We start from the raw sequence: 23,485 nt of genomic DNA, 5'->3' as shown, positions 1-23,485 counted from the left end.
AAGGATCTATAAAGGAAGGCATGAAAATGAATAATACGGCTACAATCATTAAGAACACAATGAATAGCTGAAATAAATTTTTTGATTTGTATGGGGATCCCATGAATATTATTACCTCCATCATTGCATATAGCTAGATACGAACTTCATAAAAATAGGTGTGATATAGGCTTCAACCAGTGCACCCAAGAGGATAATGCTGAATAAGGTGGCAACGATTGTACTATAAATGACAAATTGCCGCATTATATCGGATTTATAACTCTTCATAAGTTTGTTTTTTATTATCATTAGAGAGAAACTTATACCTATCACTGCTATGGAAACAAGGCATGGGATGATAAGTAGATTTTGTGGGAGAATAGCGCATAATGCAAAGAACAATCCCCGAATACCCATCTGTTCCACAAGGAAACCAACAGTGAAACCAATGATAAAACCCCTTAAAGCGATCAGCAGTAGTATAAAAGGAATCCCTACAATAGTAATACCAAGGAGCCAAATTAATACACCAGTCTGAATATTGTTTAATAAGGACTGCTTCAAAATAGAAAACGTGTCATAGGTATTCTCACTTATGAACTGAAAGAAGCTTCTAAGATATCCTATTAGTTCCTGTCTTTGTGCATCTGACAAAGCCTTGACAGTAAAAGCACCAGCTGAAATTCCGATGAGTAAAAACATGATAACAATAAAATATATAACAAGATTGCCTTGAATATGCCTGCTTGCAATCTCACGAATTTTTCTAAACAAAAAAATACCCCCTTTTCCTGTCCACTTCTTATAAAATATTATGCTGGACGAGGGGATATTATGACTCTGTGCAAGATTTTGTCCACCAAACCTAACGATCCGATGTTGATTGCAAAAACTGTTTTACAGCGAAGATTGCAATAATACTTTTAGCATCCTTAATCTGACCGTTGAAAATCATATGGATGAGTTGGTTTAGCTCATAAGACTCTATTTCGATATATTCATCCTCATCGGGGATTGCTTCTCCTACAGTCAAATCTCTGGCTATAAAAAGATGCATTGTCTCATTTGCAAATCCGGGAGAAGAAAAGAAGGTAAATAAATGCTGCATATTGCCACTAGAGTAACCGGTCTCTTCCTTTAATTCTCGATGGGCACACAGAAGGGGCTCTTCTCCCTTATCCAATTTTCCTGCTGGAACTTCGATCAGAAAATCCTCTACTGGCTTTCGAAATTGTTTTACCATGATGATTTTACCTTCATCGGTGATTGGCACAACGACAGCTGCTCCTGGGTGTTCAATAATCTCCCTAGTTGAATATTTTTTGTCAGGGAGTTCTACTGTGTCTACCCGTAAAGAGATGATCCTACCTTCGTAAATTCTCTTGGAATTAATTGTATTTTCTCGAAGAGTCATCATTTCGCCTCCAAATAATCATATTTTGTTAGGACAAGTCATAGAATATTATAAAATAATCTATGAAAGGTGTTGTGAATAGATGTATACAATTATATCAAAAAAGCAGGTATATTTCATTGGTAGAATATCAGATTTGCTGGAAGTTTTAGAAAACTTAGCAAACACATATCCTACCGTACAAGCTTACATAAACGCCCAGTTAGAAGTTCAATAGCGAGCTTGCCTGCAAGACCAGCAGTTGTAAAAAATTCAATTTCCTGATGCAGATTCCTCCCCATGGTTTTCATTTTTATAGATGAGTTGAGAAGAAAACCATGTATATCTTCACATTCCCTAAATGTGATTTGATGTTTTTGAGCGATCGTGGTCTGCATCAATTGATCTTCAATGAATCGATGCTTCATACCTTCAAAGATCGGAATGCCAACAATGGCAGAGGTTTTACATATCGTATCAAGAACAGTAATGGAATGATGGCTGATTCCTTGATGCCGAGGCCGTTGATCTGTAAAACTAATCCGAGGGATTGCAATGGGAGTACCTCCCAAATCGGTCACTGCATCGACGATATTACCTTGTTCAATCCCTGTGAAACCATATTTTGTACCAGTTCCAACGATTCCAGGACCCATTGTAATCACAGTAATGTCAGCCTTCAGAATCTCTTTTGTTGCAATCAAACCATTATAAATATTGACACATTCAAGATCTCCACCAAAGGCATGACCAATGGTTACAGTTCCACATAGTTTCTTATTTTCTTTTAAATCAAAAACCAGGTTACTCAAATCTAGGGGCAATGCTGCGCCGTCAGTCATAATATAAGCGATACGTATGTTTGGATCAAGAGATATCAGTGTTTCAATGATGGCTGGCAGCATGCTATGTAAGGTTCCAACGATGACAGGCATACCTAATAAAGATTGAAAATCATGAAAGACGTGATGATATTCACTCTCTTGTTCTTCAGCAGCAAAAACCTTCAACTGATACGGCGTATACCGTAGTTTCATGATATGTCCCTTACTGGAAATAGATCGTTCTGGTCGATCAAGGTTACAAATTACAAAATGATATCCACCAGTTCCAAGTCCTAGATCAATAGCAGTGGTATTCAGAAGTACCGAATCATCAATCTTGATATCACCTGTCAAATGATTATAATTAATAGCTTTTTGTTTTTTACCCTCAACATCAACATAAACCTCTGTGACCTTTTTCTTTTCTATAATCACTTCTGTTACTTTTCCGTACTTTATATTCATCATACTAGAACCTCTTCCTTTTATTCAAATGATGACGTCTTCTTTTCGGTATATATATTCTTATCATCTTCCTAAGGCGTCTATATAACGAAGTAGTCTATTTTTTTCTATTGTTGCCGTCAAAGAATATTTTTCAGCATATAAATGAATTCCAATTAGAAAACATAAGAAAACAACTCTTATGGTAAAACCTGAGTAAATGCTGGCAATACCCAAAGAAATACCTAAAATATTAGAGCCAGCATCCCCCATCATTGCTGTTGCTTTCAAATCATAGGGGAAATATGCTAGAACTGCCCCCAATAGTCCAATTAAAAACAAATGATGAACAGGTGAAAAGGTGAAGAATAATATGAACAGTGCGCCTAGAGAAAAACCTTTAGCTGCTCTTCCTGGTCTTAAATCTAAAAGGTTGATAAAATTCGTAAACAATGCAACCAACAGGGTGTTTATGAAAATATTTAAGGGATTATAACCTTGAAGAACGCTAATAAATAAAGCTATAACGCCTCCAAAAGCAGCCTTAAAACCTCCTGTGGTTAGTCTTCCTTGGAGCATAGCTTTTAAATGACCCTTCAACCCTGTAACAGATCGATTGCCGAGCAAGTCATCAAGCAATCCCGCTAAACCCATGGCTAAAGCACCTACTAATAAAATAAGCAGTTCGCTGATATTTCCTGTGCCAATGAAAACAACATACATAAAGATATTGAAGGTAATAGCAGGTACAAAAACTAACCCCATGCATACAGGAATAAGTTCCCCTTTGTAATTCTTTCTTAAGCACTGAGCATCTATAAGGAGGCTTAAAAAGAATGGTATAATCGTCCTTGTAAAGACATATGATCCAATCAAAAAAAGAAGTACTCTAACCATGATTTTATTCCTTTCGTGCTTTCTTTAATAAAACCTTGAAAATTTGATAAAACTGTCTTCCACGGTGGAGAAATCCTGCCATATCTCTGCCAGTTTCTCGATGAGTCATATTCACTTCTATTTCCTTAATCGTATAACCTTTTCTTAGGATATCTATGGTCATGCTTATTTCAATACCATAATCCAAAGGAAAACTGCCTAAATTCTGCAAGACATCGGCTTTAAAAGCCCGTTGACCAGAAAGGGATGTATAAATCATTTGACCAGTGTAAAAATGAACACCATATCTAGCCAAATTTTTTACTAGTCCAAAACCACCTTTACGCTGGGCCTGAGGAAATTTAGCAATGGTCACATCAGCTTCATTTTGAAGCACAGGGAAAATGAGCTTATCAACCTCACTGGCAGAAGACCCTAAATCAGAGTCTAGGAGTACAATAATATCACTACTTTGTATAGATTTACTCACACCATAATTTACAGCATAGCCTTTTCCGAAGTTTTTTGGCAAACGGTAGGTTTCAACGCCCAGTGCCTCTGCAATTTGAGAAGTTTGATCTGTAGAACCATCGTCAATGACGATGATTCTATTTACATATTTAGATAATCTTATGGCTTCAATGGTCGAACTTATTCTATCAGCTTCATCCTTCGCAGGTAAAATAACAGTAATATTCTTTGACACAAACTCATCTCCTATTCAACGGTAATAAATTCTTCTGGCATTAGTTGTTCTGCTGTTTCTTTTTCTCCGAAATGACCTTCTTGACCACTAACTACCATCAGCATAGAAGCTTTACCAATAATGGTATCTACATTATCTACCGTGGAGATTCTTAACTTTTTATAATCTGGTATATTAGAATGGGCAACATTAATCTTTTCTACTGCCATGATAGGAATATTGCTGTTTTTGATTATATTAATCATAGGTACTTCTATTTTATTTAAGATCTCTTTTGCTTCAGTAAAGCTTCCTCCAGCGACCACAATACGGTCTATAGGGAAGGTAAGCCCTCCCGAATAATCAATCATTTTTCGTTCTTTCAGATATTGAAGAAGCTGTAAATTGTTGCCGCTTATCAAGGCATCGGTAAAGCTTCTAAGCAGCTGCTTTTGGATTTCATCCTTTGAAGTTCCCTTTAATGCTAAATCCTTTGCGACCTCCTGAGCTGTAGCATCATCTGTAAACAGAAAGGAATCCTTTATCAAAATATTGGTCACACTACGGACACCAGCTGCCCCAAAAGGTTCTGCTATACCAGAATAAGAATAGTCCTCACTGGTTTCAACGATTACTACATCCAAATCTTTTAACTTATTTTTAATCATCTCAGGATAAGCGATATCCATAAACCTTAAATTTTTTTCTCTCTCAGCATTCAAAAAGTCAATGCGCTGTTGCTGTTCATCCTGTTTCGCTTTAAAATCTCCAAACTTACTTTCTAATTGACTGACAAGCTGTTGCTGCTGCTCAACGATAAGCTCTTGGCCATCTAGCATGATGCCTATAAATATACCTATGCCAATGGCTAGGAAAATAGCCACAATTGTGATGACGTAATATTTTAAATTAATAATCATTTTGTACCCCCTAATCTACATTCCGAAAATAAATTTCAGCTTGATTTGAAGAAGCTTTAGTAGCTGTTGAACTGGCGGAGACATAATACCTACAATGAAAATTGGAATCATTGCACCCATAAGAAGTCCAACTAGATGCTTTATTTTGACACTTTCTTTATAAAGCTTGTTTACTCCTTTTGCATCAATTAGTTTCGAGCCAACCTTCAAACGCACGAGAAAAGTACTAGCCATCCCTTTTCGACCTTTTTCTAAAAAGTCTACCATATTGGAATGGGTTCCTACGGCAACAATTAAATCAGCGCCTTTATCAAAGGCAAGGAGCATTGCAATATCTTCACTGGTACCAGGAGCAGGGAAAATAACGGCCTTTTTGTTTAGCGATTCTACCCGCGTTAATCCGGGAGCTCGTCCATCTGGATAAGCATGAACAACAATCTCCTTACATATAAGAAGACATTTGTCAGAGACGCTGTCCATATCACCAACGATCATATCAGGAGTATACCCAAATTCCAACAGGGCATCACCACCCCCATCAACACCAATCAATATAGGGTTAAACTCGTCAATATAGGATTTTATAGCATGTAAATCTTCCTTATAGTTTTGCCCTCTAACAACTACCAAAACATGTCTATTTTGAAAGACTGTTTTGATTTCAGGCAGTTTTAAGCTGCCCAAGATGAACTCTTTTTCTTTCTTGGCATAATCTAAGGTGTTTTCAATAAATTTATCAAGCTCATATTCAAAGTTCTTTTCTGTCTCTGCCAATTTCATCTGAATAAGTTCTTCTGTCAAGAGTTGACCTTTTCCAATAAATTCCCCATTGCGATAGATTTCTTCATCTATAATTTCTAAAATATCATCTTCTTGGATCATATCAAAGGCTTCTAAACCTACATGATCTAATATTGGAATTCCAGCGTTTTGCAATACGTTTGGACCAAGATTGGGATAACGACCACTAATCGATTGGTCTGCATTAATAATGAGCTTAGGCTTACAATCAACCAAGCAATTGGCTGCCACTTCGTCAATGTCCCTGTGGTTGATGACAGCTATTTCCCCCACATGTAATCGATTGACCAGCTCTTTTGTTTTCCTATCCTTTTTTGCGATAGATTTTATAATCATAATAACCTCCAGGGTTTCGGCATTCATACTTGTTCAATAGAAATAAAAAACCATATAAACCTATAACATTTTACACTATTATACAGCATATTACAACCGCCTTGACAAATAGATAAGTATTATGAACTATTATAAACAATTTTTAGACTTTTTTATAACACATAAAAAATTATAAATTTCGAAAGGTATGGATAAAATCATAATTTCCGTCATGTGCTTATAAAGGTTCTCTTTTGGAATCATCAATGAAGACTTTTATAAAAACACCTCTAGGAATATCAAGTGTGAAAATCAATATTCTTAGAGGTGTTTTTGGTTTATTCATAATTCTGTAATATCATCGATAAAACAAGTGGAGACCAAAAGATAAAAAAGTTTACATAAAAAAATTATGAACTACTATAAATAAAAATCTTCGATCGTTTTGTCTTTAATATCTTGGTTAATACCTATGTATCTTAGGGTAACACTTGGCGAGGAGTGATTAAAAATCTCCTGAAGAATAGCAACATCCTTATATATTTGATAGTGCCAATATCCAAAAGTTTTTCTAAGCGTATGGGTTCCTACTTCATCAAGTCCAACGATATCTGATGCCTTATTGAGAATCCTATACGCTTGCACCCTCGATATAGGCCTATTTTGACCTTTTCTACTTTGAAAGATATACTCTATATCTTGCATATTAAATATGTATTTCTCAAAATCCTTTCTCAACTGGTGGTTTATTAAAAATCTTTTCTCTTTTCCTGTCTTTTTTTCTTTGATTGTTATATGCGTTCTATTTCTTACGTGATACACCCTCAAATTTAGTATGTCGCTGATTCTTAAACCAGTATTAATTCCTACTACAAATAGCAAATAATTCTTATATCCTAACTTTAGTAATTCATTTTTCATTGTCTCAATTTTATCTTTGTCTCTTATAGGCTGTACTGTTTTCATTTATTGTCCCCTTTTTTAAAATGTAGTGCTGATTATTAAATAGATTACCTCGTTCTTATCATACTGCGTTCAATTGCTAGAGAAAGTGGGACGACTCCTTTTACCCAATTTGGAAGCAATACTGCTATATAAACATTTATGGGACTACCTAGATCTCTATTCAATAATATATTACATTGAATGTTAATGTCAAATACATTATGTTACTTAAGTAAATAGGACATAGCAAATAACGTTGAAAATTCAACAGGTTCTTTGTTTGCAAGAATGTAACACAATAACTATTATGTTACATTGTATTTTCTCTATTGAATATCGCCTCATATTCGTCTTAAATCTTTCAAATATTGCATAGTATTGCCAGACCATCAAATTGCAATAAAAGATCAAGCACAGCCAATCCTAGAGGGAAAGAGATTTATGATTAATACTATAATATGGATAATAATACATAAATTGGAATTATTAAGATGTCCTAAAAGTGCAGTCTATGACGAATTTCTTTATTAGAATAAACTAGGAGGTTATGTATGAGTATTATTATGTTTCGTATAAAGTTTGAACTATTGAAAGATTTTTCTAAAAGGCTAAAGAAAGAAGATGTTCCTATACCTATTCAAAAAGCAATGATTAAGCACTATGCTATAGACTTGAAACTGACCCTTACCGACAGCATGACTCATGAGTTGGTGATCTATTAATAATCAACTGCCAAATTTATAGAAAGATTTTCAAAAGTGTAATCATAAACAAACTTTGTCTCAAATTCTTACTATCACCTCAAAAATATTTATAAAAGACAACAAAATATAAAAACGTCCTGGAGATATTCGTTTTCAAACGAACATCTCCAGGACGTTTACTGGATTTGTAATACGCTTCAGCTGATTTAGAATTTTAAATATACCTAACGATTAAACGGCTTTTTGCTCTATTCTTAGCTTGTCTGCAACCATGGCAATAAATTCACTGTTAGTTGGCTTACCTTTATCATTATGTACCGTATAGCCAAATAGATTATTGATCGTATCAACTTTTCCTCTGCTCCAGGCTACTTCAATGGCATGACGAATGGCCCTTTCCACTCTACTAGGAGTGGTATTGAATTTTTTTGCAATAGAAGGATACAATTCTTTTGTTACAGCACTTAACATTTCAATGTTTTCAACAACCATGGTAATGGCTTCTCTTAAATATAAATAACCTTTGATATGGGCTGGCACACCAATCTCATGAATAATATTTGTAATCTCTGCTTCAAGACTTCTGTTTTTATGAGAACCAGGCATAGAAGTATTTACTAATAAATCACTATAATTTTTCTTTCTTTCAGATACAGAAGCAGAAGCGTTATTCCCCATTAGTTGTCTAATTCGAGTGATAAAAATTTCAAAATCAAATGGCTTCACTACATAATAATCCGCACCAAGGCTAATTGCTCTTTGTGTGATTTTATCCTGACCTACAGCAGAAAGTACAATTACTTTCGGAAATTTTTCTAAGTTCATTAAATTCAATTTTTCAAGAACACCTAGCCCATCTAAATGAGGCATAATAATATCTAAAACCAAAACATCTGGTGATTTTTTTGTTACCAAATCAATAGCTTCTAAACCATCTTTTGCTACTCCCACAATCTCCAGATCTTCTTGTTTTCCAAGATACTCACTTAAAATGTCACAGAAATCCTTGTTGTCATCTGCGATTAATACATTAATGTTTTTCACTAAATTACCCCCCTGAAAATCTTTCTATATATTATAATTTCTTTTAAATAAATTATTCGACAAAGATATAAGATTTCCTTCTGTATTGGAAAAGAATAACATAGATTTTAATGTAAATTCTTTAAAAGTATTAACAATAAAGAGTGCCACGAGGGCACTCCTCCTATTCATCACTATTTGCAAGTTGTCGGTAGCTATTTAGATCAACACCACATTCGTTTAACATCCATTCGATAAAAAGTCCATATCCTTTTGTAGGGTCATGGACGAATACATGGGTTACTGCACCGATGAGCTTTCCATCTTGAATGATTGGACTACCGCTCATCCCTTGAACAATTCCCCCACTCTTTTCAAGTAATCTTTTATCTGTTACTCGAATGATCATGCTTTTAACATTTGGATTTTTTTGATGATTTATCTTTTCAATAGATATTTCATAGGCTTGTACCTCATTACTATCAATGGTGGTAAGGATAGTCGCTTTGCCTTCCTTTACCTGATTCTGAAACCCAATCTCTATTGGTTGACTATATAACGGGTTTTTGATGTCTTCATAAGCCTTACCATAAATACCATAATGGGTATTTTTTTCAAGATTTCCAATGGGTTTTGTTGTCTCATAGAAGATGCCTTTTATTTCTCCAGGTTTCCCCTTCTTACCTTGCTGTACAGAAGCTACCTTCGATTTAACGACTTCTCCACTATTTACAGCAAGTAACAGTCCTGTGTCGATATCAGTGATAGCATGACCTAATGCACCAAACTTCATGGAATCAGGATGATAAAAAGTCAGAGTTCCTACACCAGCAGTCTTATCTCTTACCCATAGACCCAATCGATATTCTCCATCATCGGCAGATTTAACGGGGTGAATATTAATATCCAACAGTTTTTCTCCTCTTTTTACTCGCAGCTGAAGCATTTTATTTCCATTGCCATTTATAAGATCAGTCACATGTTCAGCATCCCTGACCTTCTCATCGTTAATTTGGAGAATGCTGTCTCCAATATTTAACCCTGCAGTATAGCCAGGATTGTATTTTCTTCCATCTATACTTTCAATTTCCTCTAAGCCTACAATTAATACACCTTTTGTATTTAACTTGACGCCAATAGATTGACCACCAGGAATTACCTTAACTTTAGGTATTACTTCAACAGATAATGTTTTAATGGGCAACACGCCTAGTAATTTAAGCTGTATATCTGTTTTACCTAACTTTAGTGGATTTAAGGAGATTGAACGATTGTTTTTATCTACTTCTTGATTAACAAGACGAATAATGTTATTCGGGTCTTTTTTGTTCTCAGCCTTTAAAGGAAACTTTACATCTAAAGACTGGTTTTCGCCTTCAAATATTTTAAGTTCATTTGGAAATTGAATGATTTCATTCAAGACAAAAACGTAAAATGCAGTCATGAAAACTGCAACTACGAAAAGCGAAATGAGGCGCCTTTTTTTGCCCTTATCCAATAAAGATCACACTCCTCTTTTCCCCTTATATTTTTTCTTCACCTCCACTAAAAGTTTTTTACTTCTATATTTAGATTAGCCTGTTTTGAAGTCTATTATGCTTCATAAAAAATGTTATTAGGACCAGACTTCAATCGAGTTTTCGTTTCATTGAACATTTCTTAAGAAAAATAATATCTTGCTTAAATATTAAAGTATCACTATTAAAGTAAAACTTTCCAAAATAAAAAAATAGGTGGTAATCAACCTATTTTTTTATTTTTTCTTCAAATTGTTTTTAAAGATTTTTCCTTGTTCAAGCATTTCCTTAGCATGTTCTATGGTTAACTGAGTTAAAGAAACACCACCCAATAAACGTGCTAATTCATCAATGCGCTCATTATCTTTCAATCTTTCTACAGTTGTTTTCGTATGACCTTCAATACTAGTTTTTATAATATGGAAATGGTTATCCGCCATCAACGCAATTTGTGGCAAATGGGTTATACAGAGAATTTGGTGGGTTGAGGAAATCAATGCTAACTTTTCACCAACAATCGTTGCAGTTCGACCGCTAATACCAGTATCAATTTCATCAAAAATAAGAGTTGGAATGTTGTCTACGGCAGCTAGAATTGTCTTAAATGCCAACATAATTCTAGACATTTCACCACCGGAAACAATTTTTGTTAAAGGCTTTAATGGTTCACCAGAATTTGTAGAGATTAAAAATTCAATATGATCTATTCCTTTAGATGTTAACATAGGACGATGATCTTTATCAAGCTGGACAGAAAAATCAACTTTAAAAGAAACATTTTTCATGTTCAAGCTTGATAATTCCTTCATTACTTTGTTCTCTAGTTCAAGAGAAATTGCCTTTCGCTTATCACTAAGGTTTTGACTGAGTAACAAAAGTTCCCCACTTAATTCATCTATGCTCTTTTTTAAATCTTTAATGATTTCTTCACTATTTAGAATTTCTTCTAATTCGCAAAAAATGCGGTTACGATAACTTAAAATATCATCGATGGTCTTACCATACTTTCTCTTCAAGCTATTGATGGTATCTAACCTTTTTTCAATTTGATCTAGTGTATTGGGGTCATATTCTATGCGATCTCTATATAAGCGAATATCTCTAGTAATATCCTCAAGCTTGTATAAAGCTTCATATAACCCTTGACTAATGTTCGCTAAGAGTGGATCGTATTCTTTTATATGATTAAAATCATTGACGATATGTCCCAATGTATCAAGTAGCGACTTATTATGATCCATTCCATGAAACAAATCTTCATAAGATCGTGATACAACATCATGAATTCTTTCGCTATTGGCCAGTAAATTTCGCTCTGCCAACAGAGTCTCTTCTTCGTTGTTCATTAACTTACATTCATCGATTTCATTTACTTGGAATTTCAATAAATCAATTTTTCTTTCTCTTTCGATTTCATTTCCATATAGACTGGCAAGCTTCCGTTCTTGTCTCTTTAAGAGCTGAAATTTATTCTCTATTTCAACCTTCAGCGTATGAATGTCCTTTTCAGCGAAAGAATCTACGATATCTATATGATTCTCTGAATACAAAAGGGATTGATGTTCATGTTGTCCGTGGATATCGATAAGATATTTGCTGATCTCTCTTACCAAAGAAACTGTAACTATCTTGTCATTGATCCGTGAAACACTCCTGCCATTGCTATATAATTCCCGAGTTAGTATTAGTATTTGATCGTTTTCTAATTCGATACCATGATTCTTTAATAAATCACTTAACGATGTTTGATTACATTCAAAAATTAGTTGAATGATTGATTTCTCACTGCCAGTTCGAATAAAGTTCTTGTCTGCTCTTAATCCTATCGCCATGTTTACTGCATCAATTAATATAGATTTACCAGCTCCAGTTTCACCTGTTAAAATATTTAGTCCATTGGTAAAACTTACGCGCATCTTTTCTATCAAAGCAAAATTTTCTATATATAAATCTAAGAGCATTCCAATACCTCCGGTTACTTTATAAGCTTCTTAAATTTATCAACGACAATACTCGAGTACTCTTGATCACGAATCAGAATAAAAATTGTGTCATCTCCAGCAATTGTTCCTACAATCTCCTTGATATCCAATGCATCTACAGCAGCAGCAGCGGCATTGGCTGCTCCAGAAAGGGTCTTCAACACAACAAAATTAGCAGCGCTATCAATGGATAATATGGAATCCTTAAAAATTTTCACCAAGCGATCTGAGATAGCGCTTTCCTGTTGCTTTAAAGAAGCATATTTATAGCGGCCACTTTTAGCAAGAACTTTGATTAGACGCAATTCCTTGATGTCTCTAGAAACAGTTGCCTGGGTAACATTGATACCACCCTTTTTTAAGAACTCTGCCAGATCTTCTTGGGTTTCGATTTCATTATTTTCGATGATTTCAAGTATTTTCGCATGCCTAGAATATTTCATGCTAAACCTCCTAAAGTATTAAATTTTCATTATATAAATAAAACAATTCATAAGATCCTACATAAATAGCACATATTAACATTATTCTACATGGTTCTATTTTATCCTTTATTCACCAAAAAAATTTTTTATACATTTCATTATTATTTACTTTCTTTCAGATAATAAAAGATAACCGATATGGCTATCTTTATTAAAGTTGACTATGTGATTGGATAACAACCTGTTCAATAAGTTGATCAAAATTATCGGAAGTTTCTGATGCAGCCTTTTCATTAATTAAATAGGCAAGATATTCAATATTTCCTTCAGGTCCCTTGATAGGTGAGTAGGATAACCCCTTTACAAAAAAGTTATTTTCCTTTGCAAAGGTTAATACCTTGAAAATAACTTCCTTATGAACATTAATGTCCTTTACTACACCTTTCTTTCCAACTTTTTCTCTTCCAGCTTCAAATTGAGGCTTGATTAAGCATACAACTTCTCCTTCAGATTTTAGAAGTTCCTTAACTACGGGCAAGACGAGCCGCAAAGAGATAAAAGAAACATCAATGGATGCAAAGTCAATGATCTCTAGAAAACTCTCTTTACTCACATGACGAATATTCGTACGCTCCATGACAACAACTCGGGGATCTTGTCTTAGTTCCCAAGCAAGTTGACCATAGCCTACATCGATAGCATACACCTTCTTTGCACTATTTTGAAGCATACAATCCGTAAAACCACCTGTAGAGGCGCCAATGTCTAAAGCAACCTTATCCATAAGAACAATGTTAAACTGTTGAATGGCTTTCTCCAGCTTCAATCCTCCTCTGCTCACATACGGGATTGCCTTTCCTTTCACTTCAATTACCGCATCAGTATCAATTTTTGTACCACACTTATCTATCCGCTGGTGATCAACAAATACAAGACCCGCCATAATAGATGTTCTTGCCTTTTCTCGGGAATCAAATATGCCTTTTTCAACGAGTACAACATCAATTCTATTTTTTTCGCCCATTATATTTCTCTCCTATTTTCCAAGCATCTCGTAAGCATGACTGACAACGCCATCCACGTCCAAACCATAGAGCTTGAATAAGTCATCATTGTCTCCATGCTCGATGAATTGATCTGGTAGACCTAACAACTTGATATTTTTATAAACATTCTTTTTATTCAACAGATCTAATACCTGACTTCCAAAGCCCCCCTTGATCAGATTATCTTCTAGGGTGATAACATGGGGACAAGCAGAAGCTTCAGATAAGATCCTGGCTTCATCCAGAGGCTTTGCAAACCTTGCATTAACCACAGTACAATTTATATTTTCTGCCTTGAGTCGCAGGGCGGCTTCATAGGCAGTTCGAACCATATTTCCTATGGCAAATATACAGATATCATTACCCTTCATTAAAATCTCAGCTTGCAAGGATGCTACATTATAATCTGAGGATACTCCAGAAAAATCATCACTTTCTCCTCTAGGATAGCGGATAGCAATAGGACCCTCATGGGTAAAAGCAAATTCCATCATGCTTTTAAGCTCCTTGCCATCCTTTGGAGCCATGATCATCATATTAGGAATATGGGACAAAAAGGATAAATCAAAAACGCCATGATGGGTTTCACCATCATTCCCTACCAGACCTCCACGGTCAATGCAGAATAAGACTGATAGATTCTGAAGACAGACATCATGGATAATTTGGTCGTAGGCTCTTTGTAAGAAGGTTGAATAAACCGCGAATACCGGTCTAAGACCCTTGGCAGCCAAACCAGCCGCAAAGGTAACCGCATGCTGCTCTGCTATGCCCACATCAAAAAAACGTTCTGGATATTTATTGGCAAATTCGCTCAAACCAGTTCCTGAAGGCATTGCTGCGGTAATCCCCACAATTTGCCGATTTTTTTGTGCCAGTTTGCAAAGAGTTTGTCCAAAAACAGCGGAATAACTTTCACTAGAATGAACAGATACGGCTTTTCCTGTTTCAACCTTAAAAGGATTTACACCATGGAATTTATCAGGATTTTTCTCAGCAAAATCATATCCTTTACCTTTTTTCGTTAAAACATGGATGAAAACCGGCCCGTTAATATTCTTGGCCCGATTTAGAACAATGGTCAATTCTTTTAAATCGTGGCCGTTAACAGGTCCTAGGTAAGTAAAACCAAGTTCTTCAAAAATAACACCAGGTACAAGGAAATACTTAAGACTATCTTTTGCTTTTTCTGCTGTCTTAAACATAGCTTTGCCCACAGCAGGAATTTTATTTAATAAGTTTTCTACATCGTTTTTAACTTTAAAATAGGTGGGGTCAGATCTTAGACGATTTAAATACTTAGAAAGACCACCTACGTTTTGAGAAATAGACATCGCATTATCATTAAGAATCACAATAAAATCTGTATTTGAATGGCCAGCGTGGTTTAATGCTTCAAAGGCCATGCCTCCAGTTAGGGCACCATCACCAATTATTGAAACAACTGCATGCTTTTCTCCTAAAATATCCCTCGCCTTTGCCATTCCTAAGCCAGCAGAGATAGAGGTGCTGCTATGACCTGTTTCAAAGACATCGTGCTCGCTCTCACAACGTTTTGGAAATCCGCTCATACCCTTATGCTTTCTCAATGTATGAAACAGATGCTTTCTTCCAGTAAAAAGCTTATGTACATAGGCTTGATGCCCAACATCCCAAATAATTTTATCCTTAGGGCTATTAAAGACACGATGAATGGCAATGGTTAGTTCCACCACGCCTAGGTTTGAAGCCAGGTGCCCACCTGTTTTGGCAACACTTTCAATAAGAAAGTTTCTTACCTCTTTCCCAAGCTCCTGTAGTTCAGAATTACTCATTTTTTTTATATCTGTAGGTGAATCAATTTTTGAGATCAAGTCATTCAAATTACTCATCTCTCTTTCTCTCATGTTTTGCACTTCGTCTTTTGTCGGGCAAAATGTTAATATTGAATTTTGAATGAATAAAATATAGCACTTTTCCCGCCGAAAACACGATTTCCTTTGATTTCCTTAGAGCGATTTCCTTGGCGATGGCTTTTCCACCAACGGTGATAGCTGCTACAGCTCCACTTAGAAGTATGGAAAGAAAGGATATATTGATTTGACTAATAGCATTCAATTTTAATATTAGAATAGCTCCAGCAGCACCACTAACAATGCCGCAAATGTCACCAATGACATCATTGCAAAAATTAGCTACGGATCCAGCATTTCTTACTAACTTCACAGCATATTTGGCACCAGCAATCCTATTTGCAGCCATGGAATGAAAAGGCGTTTCCCTAGCAGAGGCCACAGCAATACCAATAAGGTCAAAAAAGATACCTATAAATATGATAATAACTAGTATCATAAATGCAACAAGTAGATTTACATTTCTCAGTATGGTATCAGAAATAAAACTCATACCCATCGCTAGAAAAAAAGTCCATACAGTTATGAGTATTACCCATTTTGAGTTATATAAACGAATCCAAGACTTACCCATTTCTTTTTTTCGATGGTGTACTTCCCCAGGCTGTTCTTTCATAGTTATATTCACCCGCGCATTAGATTTATAAATCTTTATAAAGGCTGATAGCAAATGCTATCAGCCCGTCCATTTAGAATATCAAGTGGCAGTATAATGAGTAAATTTTGCGGCTTAGGTCCAGTAGGCTTTCCCAAATAGATACTGGTTTGTCGCCAAATCAGCGGTTCCCCTTCAAATCTATTTCTACCTTGTCACCATAGGTAAGACTAGATTACCACTTAGTCCGCACTGTAATCCCCAATATACCTCCAAAGGAACAGTCTAGGAGTTTTCCTCAACAGTCAAACTAATTCTTAGCCTCTTTTGCAGAAAAGGTTTCGAATAGCAATAACATCATACCTATTGGCCGATAAGTATAATGCCTGTTACCTATTATCCGCCAAATCCCACTCAAGGCAGGCTACGCTGCATGTAGCCCACAACCAAAATGCATTGGAACCACTATGCAGGTTTATCCAAAGACTTGACCTATGGTCAGTTCTTTGGTCTCCACGGTAAGAGGGTCATCGCCCACATGCCATTGTGGATCGCCCCCATCACCTTACTCCCAGCACCGACCCCCGACTGGGCGTCAGCAGCCGAAACCAGGAACTTCATCGATGTGCCCTTCAACGGATTTTTAGCCCCGCCTTCAGAAATAGTAGTACTGACTAGAATACTGCGCCACTTAAAGCTAGAAAATATTATAGCACAGTTTAAGCACCAATTCAAATGAGTAGATTTGCAACAATAATACCTAGAAGGGCTCCAGCAAAGACTTCAACAGGTGTATGACCAATTAATTCTTTTAAACGTTGTTCTCCAATAGGCTTATGATGATGGCGATCCTCAATTATTTTATTCAAAATAATCGCTTGTTTACCCACAGCCCTTCTTACACCTGAGGCATCATACATAATGATGAGAGCAAAGGATAACGCAATGGCATAATCAGCGGAGTCCCAGCCACTTTTAATGCCTACTGCAGTAGATAGACCCATCACCAGGGAAGAATGAGAACTAGGCATACCGCCAGAACCAACAAATCGATAAAGATTCAATTTCTTATCTGTTATTAAGCTGTGAATCACCTTTAAAGCCTGGGCAATAAACCAAGCGATGAGGCCAACGATGAAAACATCATTTTTCGCGATTTGTTCAAAAAAGTGCACTTGTCTCCCTCCTTTACCTAATACTCTCGTTTTACCAAATAGTCAGCTAGGTTTACAAAAAATGCGGACTTATTATCATATCCTTGTAATGCAGCCAAACTCTTATGAAATAGTTCTTGAACCTTAGCAATGGACTGATCAATGCCATGGATGGACGGATAGGTAGATTTGTGATTTTCGATATCACTTCCAACCTTTTTACCAAGTTTTTTCTCATCGCCGAGAATATCTAATAAGTCATCCGTGATCTGAAAGCCTAAACCAATACACTTTCCATACTCTGTTAAGCGATTCAATGCCTGATCATCTGCACCGCCAATGATAGCACCCGCTCTTATGGCTGCAACAATCAAAGCTGCCGTTTTATGATTATGAATATAGTCCAGAGCATCTCCATCAATCTGTTTATTCTCAGAGGCTAAATCCACTACTTGACCACCAATCATCCCGTAAATACCAGCTGCTCTGGCGATCTCTTCCATGGCCTGGATTTTCCGTTTAGGATCTCCTGCATCCTGAAGAAGGGATTTTAACATAATTTCATAGGCATAGTTTAGCAGGCCGTCACCAGCAAGTACTGCAATCCCTTCTCCATAAACCTTATGATTTGTAGGCTTTCCTCTGCGAAAGTCATCGTTATCCATGGCAGGTAGATCATCATGGATTAAAGAGTAGGTGTGAATCATTTCAATGGCGCAACAAAAAGGAAGCACATCCTTTTCGTGACCACCTACAAATTCGCAGGCGGCAAGCATGAGAATCGGGCGAAGGCGTTTTCCACCAGCAAAAACGCTGTAACGCATGGACTCAAAAATGATATCCTGATAATCTTTCTCCTTCGGGAGTACTTGATCTAAAGACCGATCAATAAGCTGTATCTGTTTATCCATCAGATTCTTAAAATCCATTTTTGTCCACCCCAAGCTCTTTATAATCAAATTCCTCATATTCGTTTGAATTGTTTTTACCTAATATCGTAATTCTCTGTTCAGTTTTGTCCAACAAATTACTGCAGCATCTATAAAGATTTATTCCTTCCTCATATAAAATCAAAGTATCATCTAGAGAAAGCTTACCTTCATCCAATATTTTTACGATTTCGTCCAAACGCGTCATCGCTTCCTCAAAGGATAAGTCTGTTTTGTCATTGTTTTGCTTCTGTGTTTTCAAAATTAATTTCCTCCCTAACTACATCGGTTACTTTACATAAAACCTCACCATTGGTCAACATAATATTAATATCGTCGCCTACCTTGATCTTTTCTATAGATGTTATGACTTTACGATTGCTATGATCCAAAGTGATAGAATAACCCCTCCTTAAAGTGGCAAAGGGATTTAGCACATCTAGTTTATGTCCATAGCCTGTCAATGCGCTTCTGCTTTTATCGATCATTCGTTTTGATTGAATCTGTAAATTGCTAAAAGTTATATCTAGGTGTTGTTTTTCTTCACGAAGCTTGTTTCGAAGCCTACGCTCCAATTGAAGCTCATCACATTTCTCTAAACAGCTTCTTTTTTCCTTTAAAAATTTATTTAGGGAAATATGCATATACTGCATATACATGTCTAAATGATTCTTAATATCCCTATACATAGGCACCGCCAATTCAGCTGCAGCCGAAGGGGTAGGTGCTCTTAGATCTGCCACAAGATCGCTGATCGTATAATCTGTTTCATGGCCTACTGCTGATATAATAGGGATCTGAGAAGAAAAGATACTTCGTGCCACGACCTCTTCGTTGAAAGCCCATAACTCTTCGATGGAGCCCCCACCCCTTCCTAAAATGATGACATCGATATCATCACGATGATTCACCATTCCAATGGCATGAGAAATTTCTGCGCCTGCTGCTTCACCCTGAACTGTTACAGGGATGATAACCACATGAATTGTGGGATTTCTACGCTGAATAATCGATAAAATATCCCGAATCGCAGCCCCAGTTAGGGATGTGATCACAGCTATTTTTTTCGGAAAAGAAGGAATGTTTTTTTTGTACATTCTGTCAAACAGACCTTCTTCTTCTAACTTTTCTTTTAGCTGCTGCAGGGCTAGGTAAAGGGAACCGAGGCCTTCTGGCTCAATTTCATGAACGTAAAGCTGATATAGGCCATCCCGTTCATAGGTTGAAACATATCCCTTAACAATTACATTCAAGCCTTCTGTAATTCTATATTTCACTTTGCTAACATCATCTCTAAACATAATACAATTAATTTTACTTTTATCATCCTTTAAAGAAAAATAAGCATGGCCACTACTATGAATCTTAAAATTAGATACTTCACCCTTTAGATGAATGTTATTCAAAATAGGATCAGAGCCAATGATTCTTTTGATATATTTATTAAGTTCAGAAACACTCAATGCTCGCAGCTTCATCGCTTAAGAGCCGCCTTAAATGTATTCCTTAGAAGCATCGCGATGGTCATGGGACCAACACCACCTGGTACAGGTGTAATCCATGAAGCGATCTTTTCCACCTCAGTGTAGTTTACATCACCTACCAATTTATTGTCAACGACCCTTGTGCCTGCATCAATCACAATGGCTCCTTCTTTTACCATATAGCCCCTAACAAGATTTGGAATACCCACAGCCGATACAATAATATCTGCTTCCTTTAATTGTAAAGCTAAATCTTTTGTTTTTGAATGACAGATGGTAACAGTAGCATTTTCTTTCAAGAGCAGCATTCCAGTTGGCTTTCCTACAATATTGCTTCTGCCAATCACTACAGCATGCTTTCCTGAAATTTCTATTCCTGTAGATTTAATCAATTCAATAATCCCCAAAGGAGTACAAGGCGCCAAGTCGCCCTCACCTAGTAAAAGTCTTCCGTTATTGATGGGATGAAAGCCGTCTATGTCCTTTTCGGGATGGATCCTATTACTTACAACTTTTTCATCAATAGCTTCTGGTAGTGGCAATTGAATCAATATACCATGAATTTTATCATCACGATTTAGTTGATCAATGATGTCTAGGAGCTCTGACTGAGCTACGGTCGAAGGAAGCCTAAAGGACTTGGAATACATGCCGATGCTTGCACATGCTTTTTCTTTCATGTCCACATATACTTGGGAAGCGTCGTCATCTCCAGCAAGAACCACGGCTAGACCTGGAACGATTCCTTTACTGTCATAGAGCTCTTTGATTTCTTTTGCCAGATTTTCTTTGATTTCCTTTGCAAACTTTTTTCCATCTAGCACCTTTGCGGTCATAGAATCATCCTTCCTTTACAATAATTAGTCTATACCTAATAAAGCTGTCCCTACAGCGTGATCTGTACAATACTTTGCGTCCCCATAATGAATATCAATTCCTTCTAATTTATGGGAATGGCTAAGAAAATCTCTGATATAAGAGCTGGAAGCTACTCCTCCAACAATTATCACCTGGTGCAAAGCTGTATCCTGGCATGCATTTAAGATAGCGGCTTCTAAGGATTTGGATATGCATTGGAATGTAGCCCATGCAATCCCATGGGAATCTCCGCCTTGGGCGATAGCTCTCATTGCCTTAGTCTCAGGCCCAGATAAATTCATAAAGGTACCCTTTACCGAGGCAGGAAGCTTAAAATCAAAGGATTCGCTGTTAACGGCCATACGATCCAATGCTTTTCCAGCTGGAAAATCTAAACCTAGGCTTACACCGATACGATCTATCAATTGACCAATGCTAATATCCTTCGTACCACCGATTTGGACAATGTCATAGCCAGCATTCTGTTTTTTTATAATCTTTAAGATTTCAGTGGTGCCACCAGAAATATGAATTGCGATAAATTGATCGCCTAGGTTTGCCCCAGCTGACCATTCCGCTGCTTTAATATGATTTTCCTGATGACTGAATTCTTGGTAGCCGCAATTTAAGGTGGAAGCCAAGACTTTCCCGTAGGATTGACCTGCCCGAAAGACTGGCATATAAGAGTTCTCTACAGGACGGGGTCTACTGCTGACAATAACCTTTTTAATTTGTCCTGAATCTACATGCAGAGTAAAATCTTCAAACAATTCAGGCATCGTCAAAACATGCTGAAAGAGGGCATCCGATTGTCTTAATCCCCTCTCTCCTTTTTTTACTTCTAATAATTTTCTTTTTTCATAAATCAATAAGCCAGCTGCATCTACCACAGCCATAGAAGTTGTATAATTGCTGGTATCTATTCCTAAGTAATATTGTGCCATACTACATCACTTCTTTTCCACAAAGCTTCCTAATATACCATTGATAAAACCACCTGAATGGTCTGTGCTATATTGTTTTGCCAGTTCGACGGCTTCATTGATAGATACACTTTCAGGTATATCTTTGCGATATTGAATTTCTGCGATGGCAAGCCGGAGAATTGCTGCATCTACCTTTGGCATTCGGTCTAATTTCCAATCAATGGCATGTTCTTCAATAATCTCATCAATTGCGCTTTTATGTGTTATGTATATGCTCACAATATTTTTGATATAGTCATTTTCTTCTTTGTCCTCGGGAAGTTCATTAACAAAACGATCTATCATTGTATCTGAAAAATCTCCATGCATATCCATTTGATAGATTAATTTCATGGCCATTTCCCTAGCAAATTTTCTACTCATATATTTCCTCCTAGTTATATCAAACTTTCTATTTAATTTTTATTCTTTTCAATATTGTAACTCAAAATAGGATATGTATGTAAAGCCTATTAAAATTTTCCCGGGGGTAATATTTTATCCAAGAGCATTAACAAATCCTCTTTATCATCAATCTTCTTACCGATAAAAAAGCCTAGGTATACACAAAGGGCAATAAACAGGGTTTTAATGATGCCTATTAAAATGACAAAAATACTAAAAAATAACCCAATAAACATTCCTATGATTTTTCCTCTATGATGATTGAATATTTCCATAAGCTTTTCTTTATCAATAAACATATTTCTCATATATTACTCTACCCTTCCTTTGCTGATGGAAGCAATATTTTCTATGCTTACTTTAACCTCTCTGACCTCAATACCTGAATATTGCTCAATATATTCTTTAATGCTTTGTTGCACCTTAACGGTTGTTTCAGGTATATTTGCATCTGGTACAGTAAGGGCATTGATATGAATAAGTATTCCTTCCGCCAAAGGGTGCACCGTAGCCCTAATTTCACGGAGTCCATTGATTTCTCGGGCAGATTTTTGTGCCATCCCTTCCAAAGTATTTAGCGAAATACTGATTTCACCATAGGATGTATGTTTCACAATGCTCCTATTTTTTGAAGCATGGCTTTTTAGCCCAGTCATAAGAAATCGAATGCTTATGATGAAAAAGAACCCAGGGATCAGTACATACTGCCAGTCGAAACGATATATGTCAAAAACATGGCTTGTCCACCAATAGGCTTCCTCATAAAAGGGGACAAATAGAAGAATTAAAGAAAATAAACCAATAAACAAGCTATATAAAGCTAAGAAAACACGATCAATAATATTCATAAAATCTCCTCCCTAAAGACATGTAAACTAACCCTCTGAGTTGTCAGAGGGTTAGTTAAAGGTTTTATTTTACTCTTTGGATGTTTTCTTCTTCTTTATTCTCTTTATCGATATTGACACCTTGAACATGAATGTTGACTTCAATAACCTTAAGACCAGTCATCGTTTCGACGGCTTTTTTGACACTTTCTTGAATTTGCCAAGAAACATCAGGAATTTTCACACCATATTCAACGATAATGAACATATCTACAGCGGCCTCTTTTTCTCCTACCTCTACCTTTACACCTTTGGACAGGTTTTTTCGTCCCAGCATTTCAGCAATTCCGCCTGCAATACCACCACTCATACCTGCAACGCCAGGGACTTCTGTTGCAGCTAATCCTGCAATTACTCCCACGACCTCGTCGGCAATTTTTATTTGACCATAATCAGAATTATCTAGATTATTAATGACCATTGGTACACCCCCA

Annotated in this window: 26 protein-coding genes; 1 reads left to right on the top strand and 25 read right to left on the bottom strand. The window is 36.4% G+C overall.

Annotation, left to right across the window (positions count from 1 at the left end; translation table 11 throughout):
• Positions 1 to 120 precede the first annotated feature (120 nt).
• From spoIIM to HNQ80_RS13390, 8 genes are all read right to left on the bottom strand, one after another.
• A complete protein-coding gene (gene spoIIM / locus HNQ80_RS13425; protein WP_184311169.1) occupies positions 121 to 756 on the bottom strand; it encodes a stage II sporulation protein M in 636 nt (211 codons plus the stop codon).
• 91 nt (positions 757 to 847) lie between these two features.
• Entirely contained in the window at positions 848 to 1,396 is a 549-nt protein-coding gene (locus HNQ80_RS13420) for an NUDIX domain-containing protein (RefSeq protein ID WP_184311168.1), read from the bottom strand.
• Positions 1,397 to 1,569: 173 nt separating this feature from the next.
• Positions 1,570 to 2,667: a DUF3866 family protein gene (locus tag HNQ80_RS13415; RefSeq protein ID WP_184311167.1), complete on the bottom strand. Its 1,098-nt coding sequence runs from the start codon at positions 2,665 to 2,667 to the stop codon at positions 1,570 to 1,572.
• 60 nt (positions 2,668 to 2,727) lie between these two features.
• Entirely contained in the window at positions 2,728 to 3,540 is an 813-nt protein-coding gene (locus HNQ80_RS13410) for an MraY family glycosyltransferase (protein ID WP_184311166.1), read from the bottom strand.
• Between the two features lie 4 nt (positions 3,541 to 3,544).
• Entirely contained in the window at positions 3,545 to 4,225 is a 681-nt protein-coding gene (locus tag HNQ80_RS13405) for a glycosyltransferase family 2 protein (protein ID WP_184311165.1), read from the bottom strand.
• 11 nt (positions 4,226 to 4,236) lie between these two features.
• Positions 4,237 to 5,124: a copper transporter gene (locus tag HNQ80_RS13400; RefSeq protein ID WP_184311164.1), complete on the bottom strand. Its 888-nt coding sequence runs from the start codon at positions 5,122 to 5,124 to the stop codon at positions 4,237 to 4,239.
• A gap of 15 nt (positions 5,125 to 5,139) precedes the next feature.
• A complete protein-coding gene (steA, locus tag HNQ80_RS13395; protein ID WP_184311163.1) occupies positions 5,140 to 6,261 on the bottom strand; it encodes a putative cytokinetic ring protein SteA in 1,122 nt (373 codons plus the stop codon).
• A 399-nt stretch (positions 6,262 to 6,660) separates the two neighbouring features.
• Complete coding sequence (locus HNQ80_RS13390) at positions 6,661 to 7,206, bottom strand: site-specific integrase (RefSeq protein WP_184311162.1); 546 nt, start codon at positions 7,204 to 7,206, stop codon at positions 6,661 to 6,663.
• 530 nt (positions 7,207 to 7,736) lie between these two features.
• On the opposite strand from HNQ80_RS13390, the gene HNQ80_RS13385 reads away from it, so the two are divergent.
• Complete coding sequence (locus HNQ80_RS13385) at positions 7,737 to 7,907, top strand: hypothetical protein (protein ID WP_184311161.1); 171 nt, start codon at positions 7,737 to 7,739, stop codon at positions 7,905 to 7,907.
• Between the two features lie 213 nt (positions 7,908 to 8,120).
• Here the strand turns inward: HNQ80_RS13385 and spo0A are convergent, their stop codons facing one another.
• The 17 genes from spo0A to HNQ80_RS13300 form a co-directional block, all read right to left on the bottom strand.
• Positions 8,121 to 8,933 carry a sporulation transcription factor Spo0A gene (gene spo0A, locus HNQ80_RS13380; protein ID WP_184311160.1) on the bottom strand — a complete coding sequence of 271 codons (813 nt, stop codon included), beginning with the start codon at positions 8,931 to 8,933 and terminating at the stop codon, positions 8,121 to 8,123.
• A gap of 163 nt (positions 8,934 to 9,096) precedes the next feature.
• Complete coding sequence (gene spoIVB, locus HNQ80_RS13375; protein ID WP_184311159.1) at positions 9,097 to 10,410, bottom strand: SpoIVB peptidase; 1,314 nt, start codon at positions 10,408 to 10,410, stop codon at positions 9,097 to 9,099.
• A 255-nt stretch (positions 10,411 to 10,665) separates the two neighbouring features.
• Positions 10,666 to 12,390 carry a DNA repair protein RecN gene (gene recN, locus HNQ80_RS13370; RefSeq protein ID WP_184311158.1) on the bottom strand — a complete coding sequence of 575 codons (1,725 nt, stop codon included), beginning with the start codon at positions 12,388 to 12,390 and terminating at the stop codon, positions 10,666 to 10,668.
• 14 nt (positions 12,391 to 12,404) lie between these two features.
• Complete coding sequence (locus HNQ80_RS13365) at positions 12,405 to 12,854, bottom strand: arginine repressor (protein ID WP_184311157.1); 450 nt, start codon at positions 12,852 to 12,854, stop codon at positions 12,405 to 12,407.
• Positions 12,855 to 13,047: 193 nt separating this feature from the next.
• On the bottom strand, positions 13,048 to 13,860 hold the full coding sequence (locus tag HNQ80_RS13360) for a TlyA family RNA methyltransferase (protein ID WP_207727013.1): 813 nt from the start codon (positions 13,858 to 13,860) through the stop codon (positions 13,048 to 13,050).
• Between the two features lie 12 nt (positions 13,861 to 13,872).
• Positions 13,873 to 15,753 (bottom strand): 1-deoxy-D-xylulose-5-phosphate synthase, encoded by a 1,881-nt coding sequence (gene dxs / locus HNQ80_RS13355; RefSeq protein ID WP_207727012.1) that lies wholly within the window; start codon positions 15,751 to 15,753, stop codon positions 13,873 to 13,875.
• Positions 15,746 to 16,390, bottom strand: a complete 645-nt coding sequence (locus tag HNQ80_RS13350) for a hypothetical protein (RefSeq protein WP_243183249.1) — start codon at positions 16,388 to 16,390, stop codon at positions 15,746 to 15,748. The genes dxs and HNQ80_RS13350 overlap by 8 nt, the downstream gene beginning before the upstream one ends.
• A gap of 710 nt (positions 16,391 to 17,100) precedes the next feature.
• On the bottom strand, positions 17,101 to 17,544 hold the full coding sequence (locus HNQ80_RS13345; protein ID WP_184311156.1) for a divergent PAP2 family protein: 444 nt from the start codon (positions 17,542 to 17,544) through the stop codon (positions 17,101 to 17,103).
• A 17-nt stretch (positions 17,545 to 17,561) separates the two neighbouring features.
• The gene (locus HNQ80_RS13340) at positions 17,562 to 18,452 is read right to left on the bottom strand and encodes a polyprenyl synthetase family protein (protein WP_184311155.1); all 891 of its coding nucleotides are present in this window, start codon (positions 18,450 to 18,452) and stop codon (positions 17,562 to 17,564) included.
• Positions 18,442 to 18,714: an exodeoxyribonuclease VII small subunit gene (xseB, locus tag HNQ80_RS13335; RefSeq protein ID WP_207727011.1), complete on the bottom strand. Its 273-nt coding sequence runs from the start codon at positions 18,712 to 18,714 to the stop codon at positions 18,442 to 18,444. Before xseB ends, HNQ80_RS13340 begins: the two co-directional genes overlap by 11 nt.
• Positions 18,689 to 19,930, bottom strand: coding sequence for an exodeoxyribonuclease VII large subunit (gene xseA / locus HNQ80_RS13330; protein WP_184311154.1), 1,242 nt, complete (start codon positions 19,928 to 19,930; stop codon positions 18,689 to 18,691). Before xseA ends, xseB begins: the two co-directional genes overlap by 26 nt.
• Complete coding sequence (gene folD, locus HNQ80_RS13325) at positions 19,927 to 20,772, bottom strand: bifunctional methylenetetrahydrofolate dehydrogenase/methenyltetrahydrofolate cyclohydrolase FolD (RefSeq protein WP_184311153.1); 846 nt, start codon at positions 20,770 to 20,772, stop codon at positions 19,927 to 19,929. The genes xseA and folD overlap by 4 nt, the downstream gene beginning before the upstream one ends.
• Positions 20,773 to 20,796: 24 nt before the next feature.
• Entirely contained in the window at positions 20,797 to 21,738 is a 942-nt protein-coding gene (locus HNQ80_RS13320; RefSeq protein WP_184311152.1) for an O-sialoglycoprotein endopeptidase, read from the bottom strand.
• A gap of 6 nt (positions 21,739 to 21,744) precedes the next feature.
• A complete protein-coding gene (gene nusB / locus HNQ80_RS13315; protein WP_184311151.1) occupies positions 21,745 to 22,143 on the bottom strand; it encodes a transcription antitermination factor NusB in 399 nt (132 codons plus the stop codon).
• An 89-nt stretch (positions 22,144 to 22,232) separates the two neighbouring features.
• A complete protein-coding gene (locus HNQ80_RS13310; RefSeq protein ID WP_243183247.1) occupies positions 22,233 to 22,472 on the bottom strand; it encodes a DUF2273 domain-containing protein in 240 nt (79 codons plus the stop codon).
• 3 nt (positions 22,473 to 22,475) lie between these two features.
• Complete coding sequence (amaP, locus tag HNQ80_RS13305) at positions 22,476 to 23,012, bottom strand: alkaline shock response membrane anchor protein AmaP (RefSeq protein ID WP_184311150.1); 537 nt, start codon at positions 23,010 to 23,012, stop codon at positions 22,476 to 22,478.
• A 64-nt stretch (positions 23,013 to 23,076) separates the two neighbouring features.
• The gene (locus HNQ80_RS13300; protein ID WP_184311149.1) at positions 23,077 to 23,472 is read right to left on the bottom strand and encodes an Asp23/Gls24 family envelope stress response protein; all 396 of its coding nucleotides are present in this window, start codon (positions 23,470 to 23,472) and stop codon (positions 23,077 to 23,079) included.
• Between the last annotated feature and the right edge of the window lie 13 nt (positions 23,473 to 23,485).

This window comes from Anaerosolibacter carboniphilus (genome assembly GCF_014205875.1).
Taxonomy (GTDB): domain Bacteria; phylum Bacillota; class Clostridia; order Peptostreptococcales; family Thermotaleaceae; genus Anaerosolibacter; species Anaerosolibacter carboniphilus.
The sequence above is the reverse complement of the archived record's forward strand: the minus strand, read 5'-3'. Positions and strand labels throughout refer to the sequence as shown.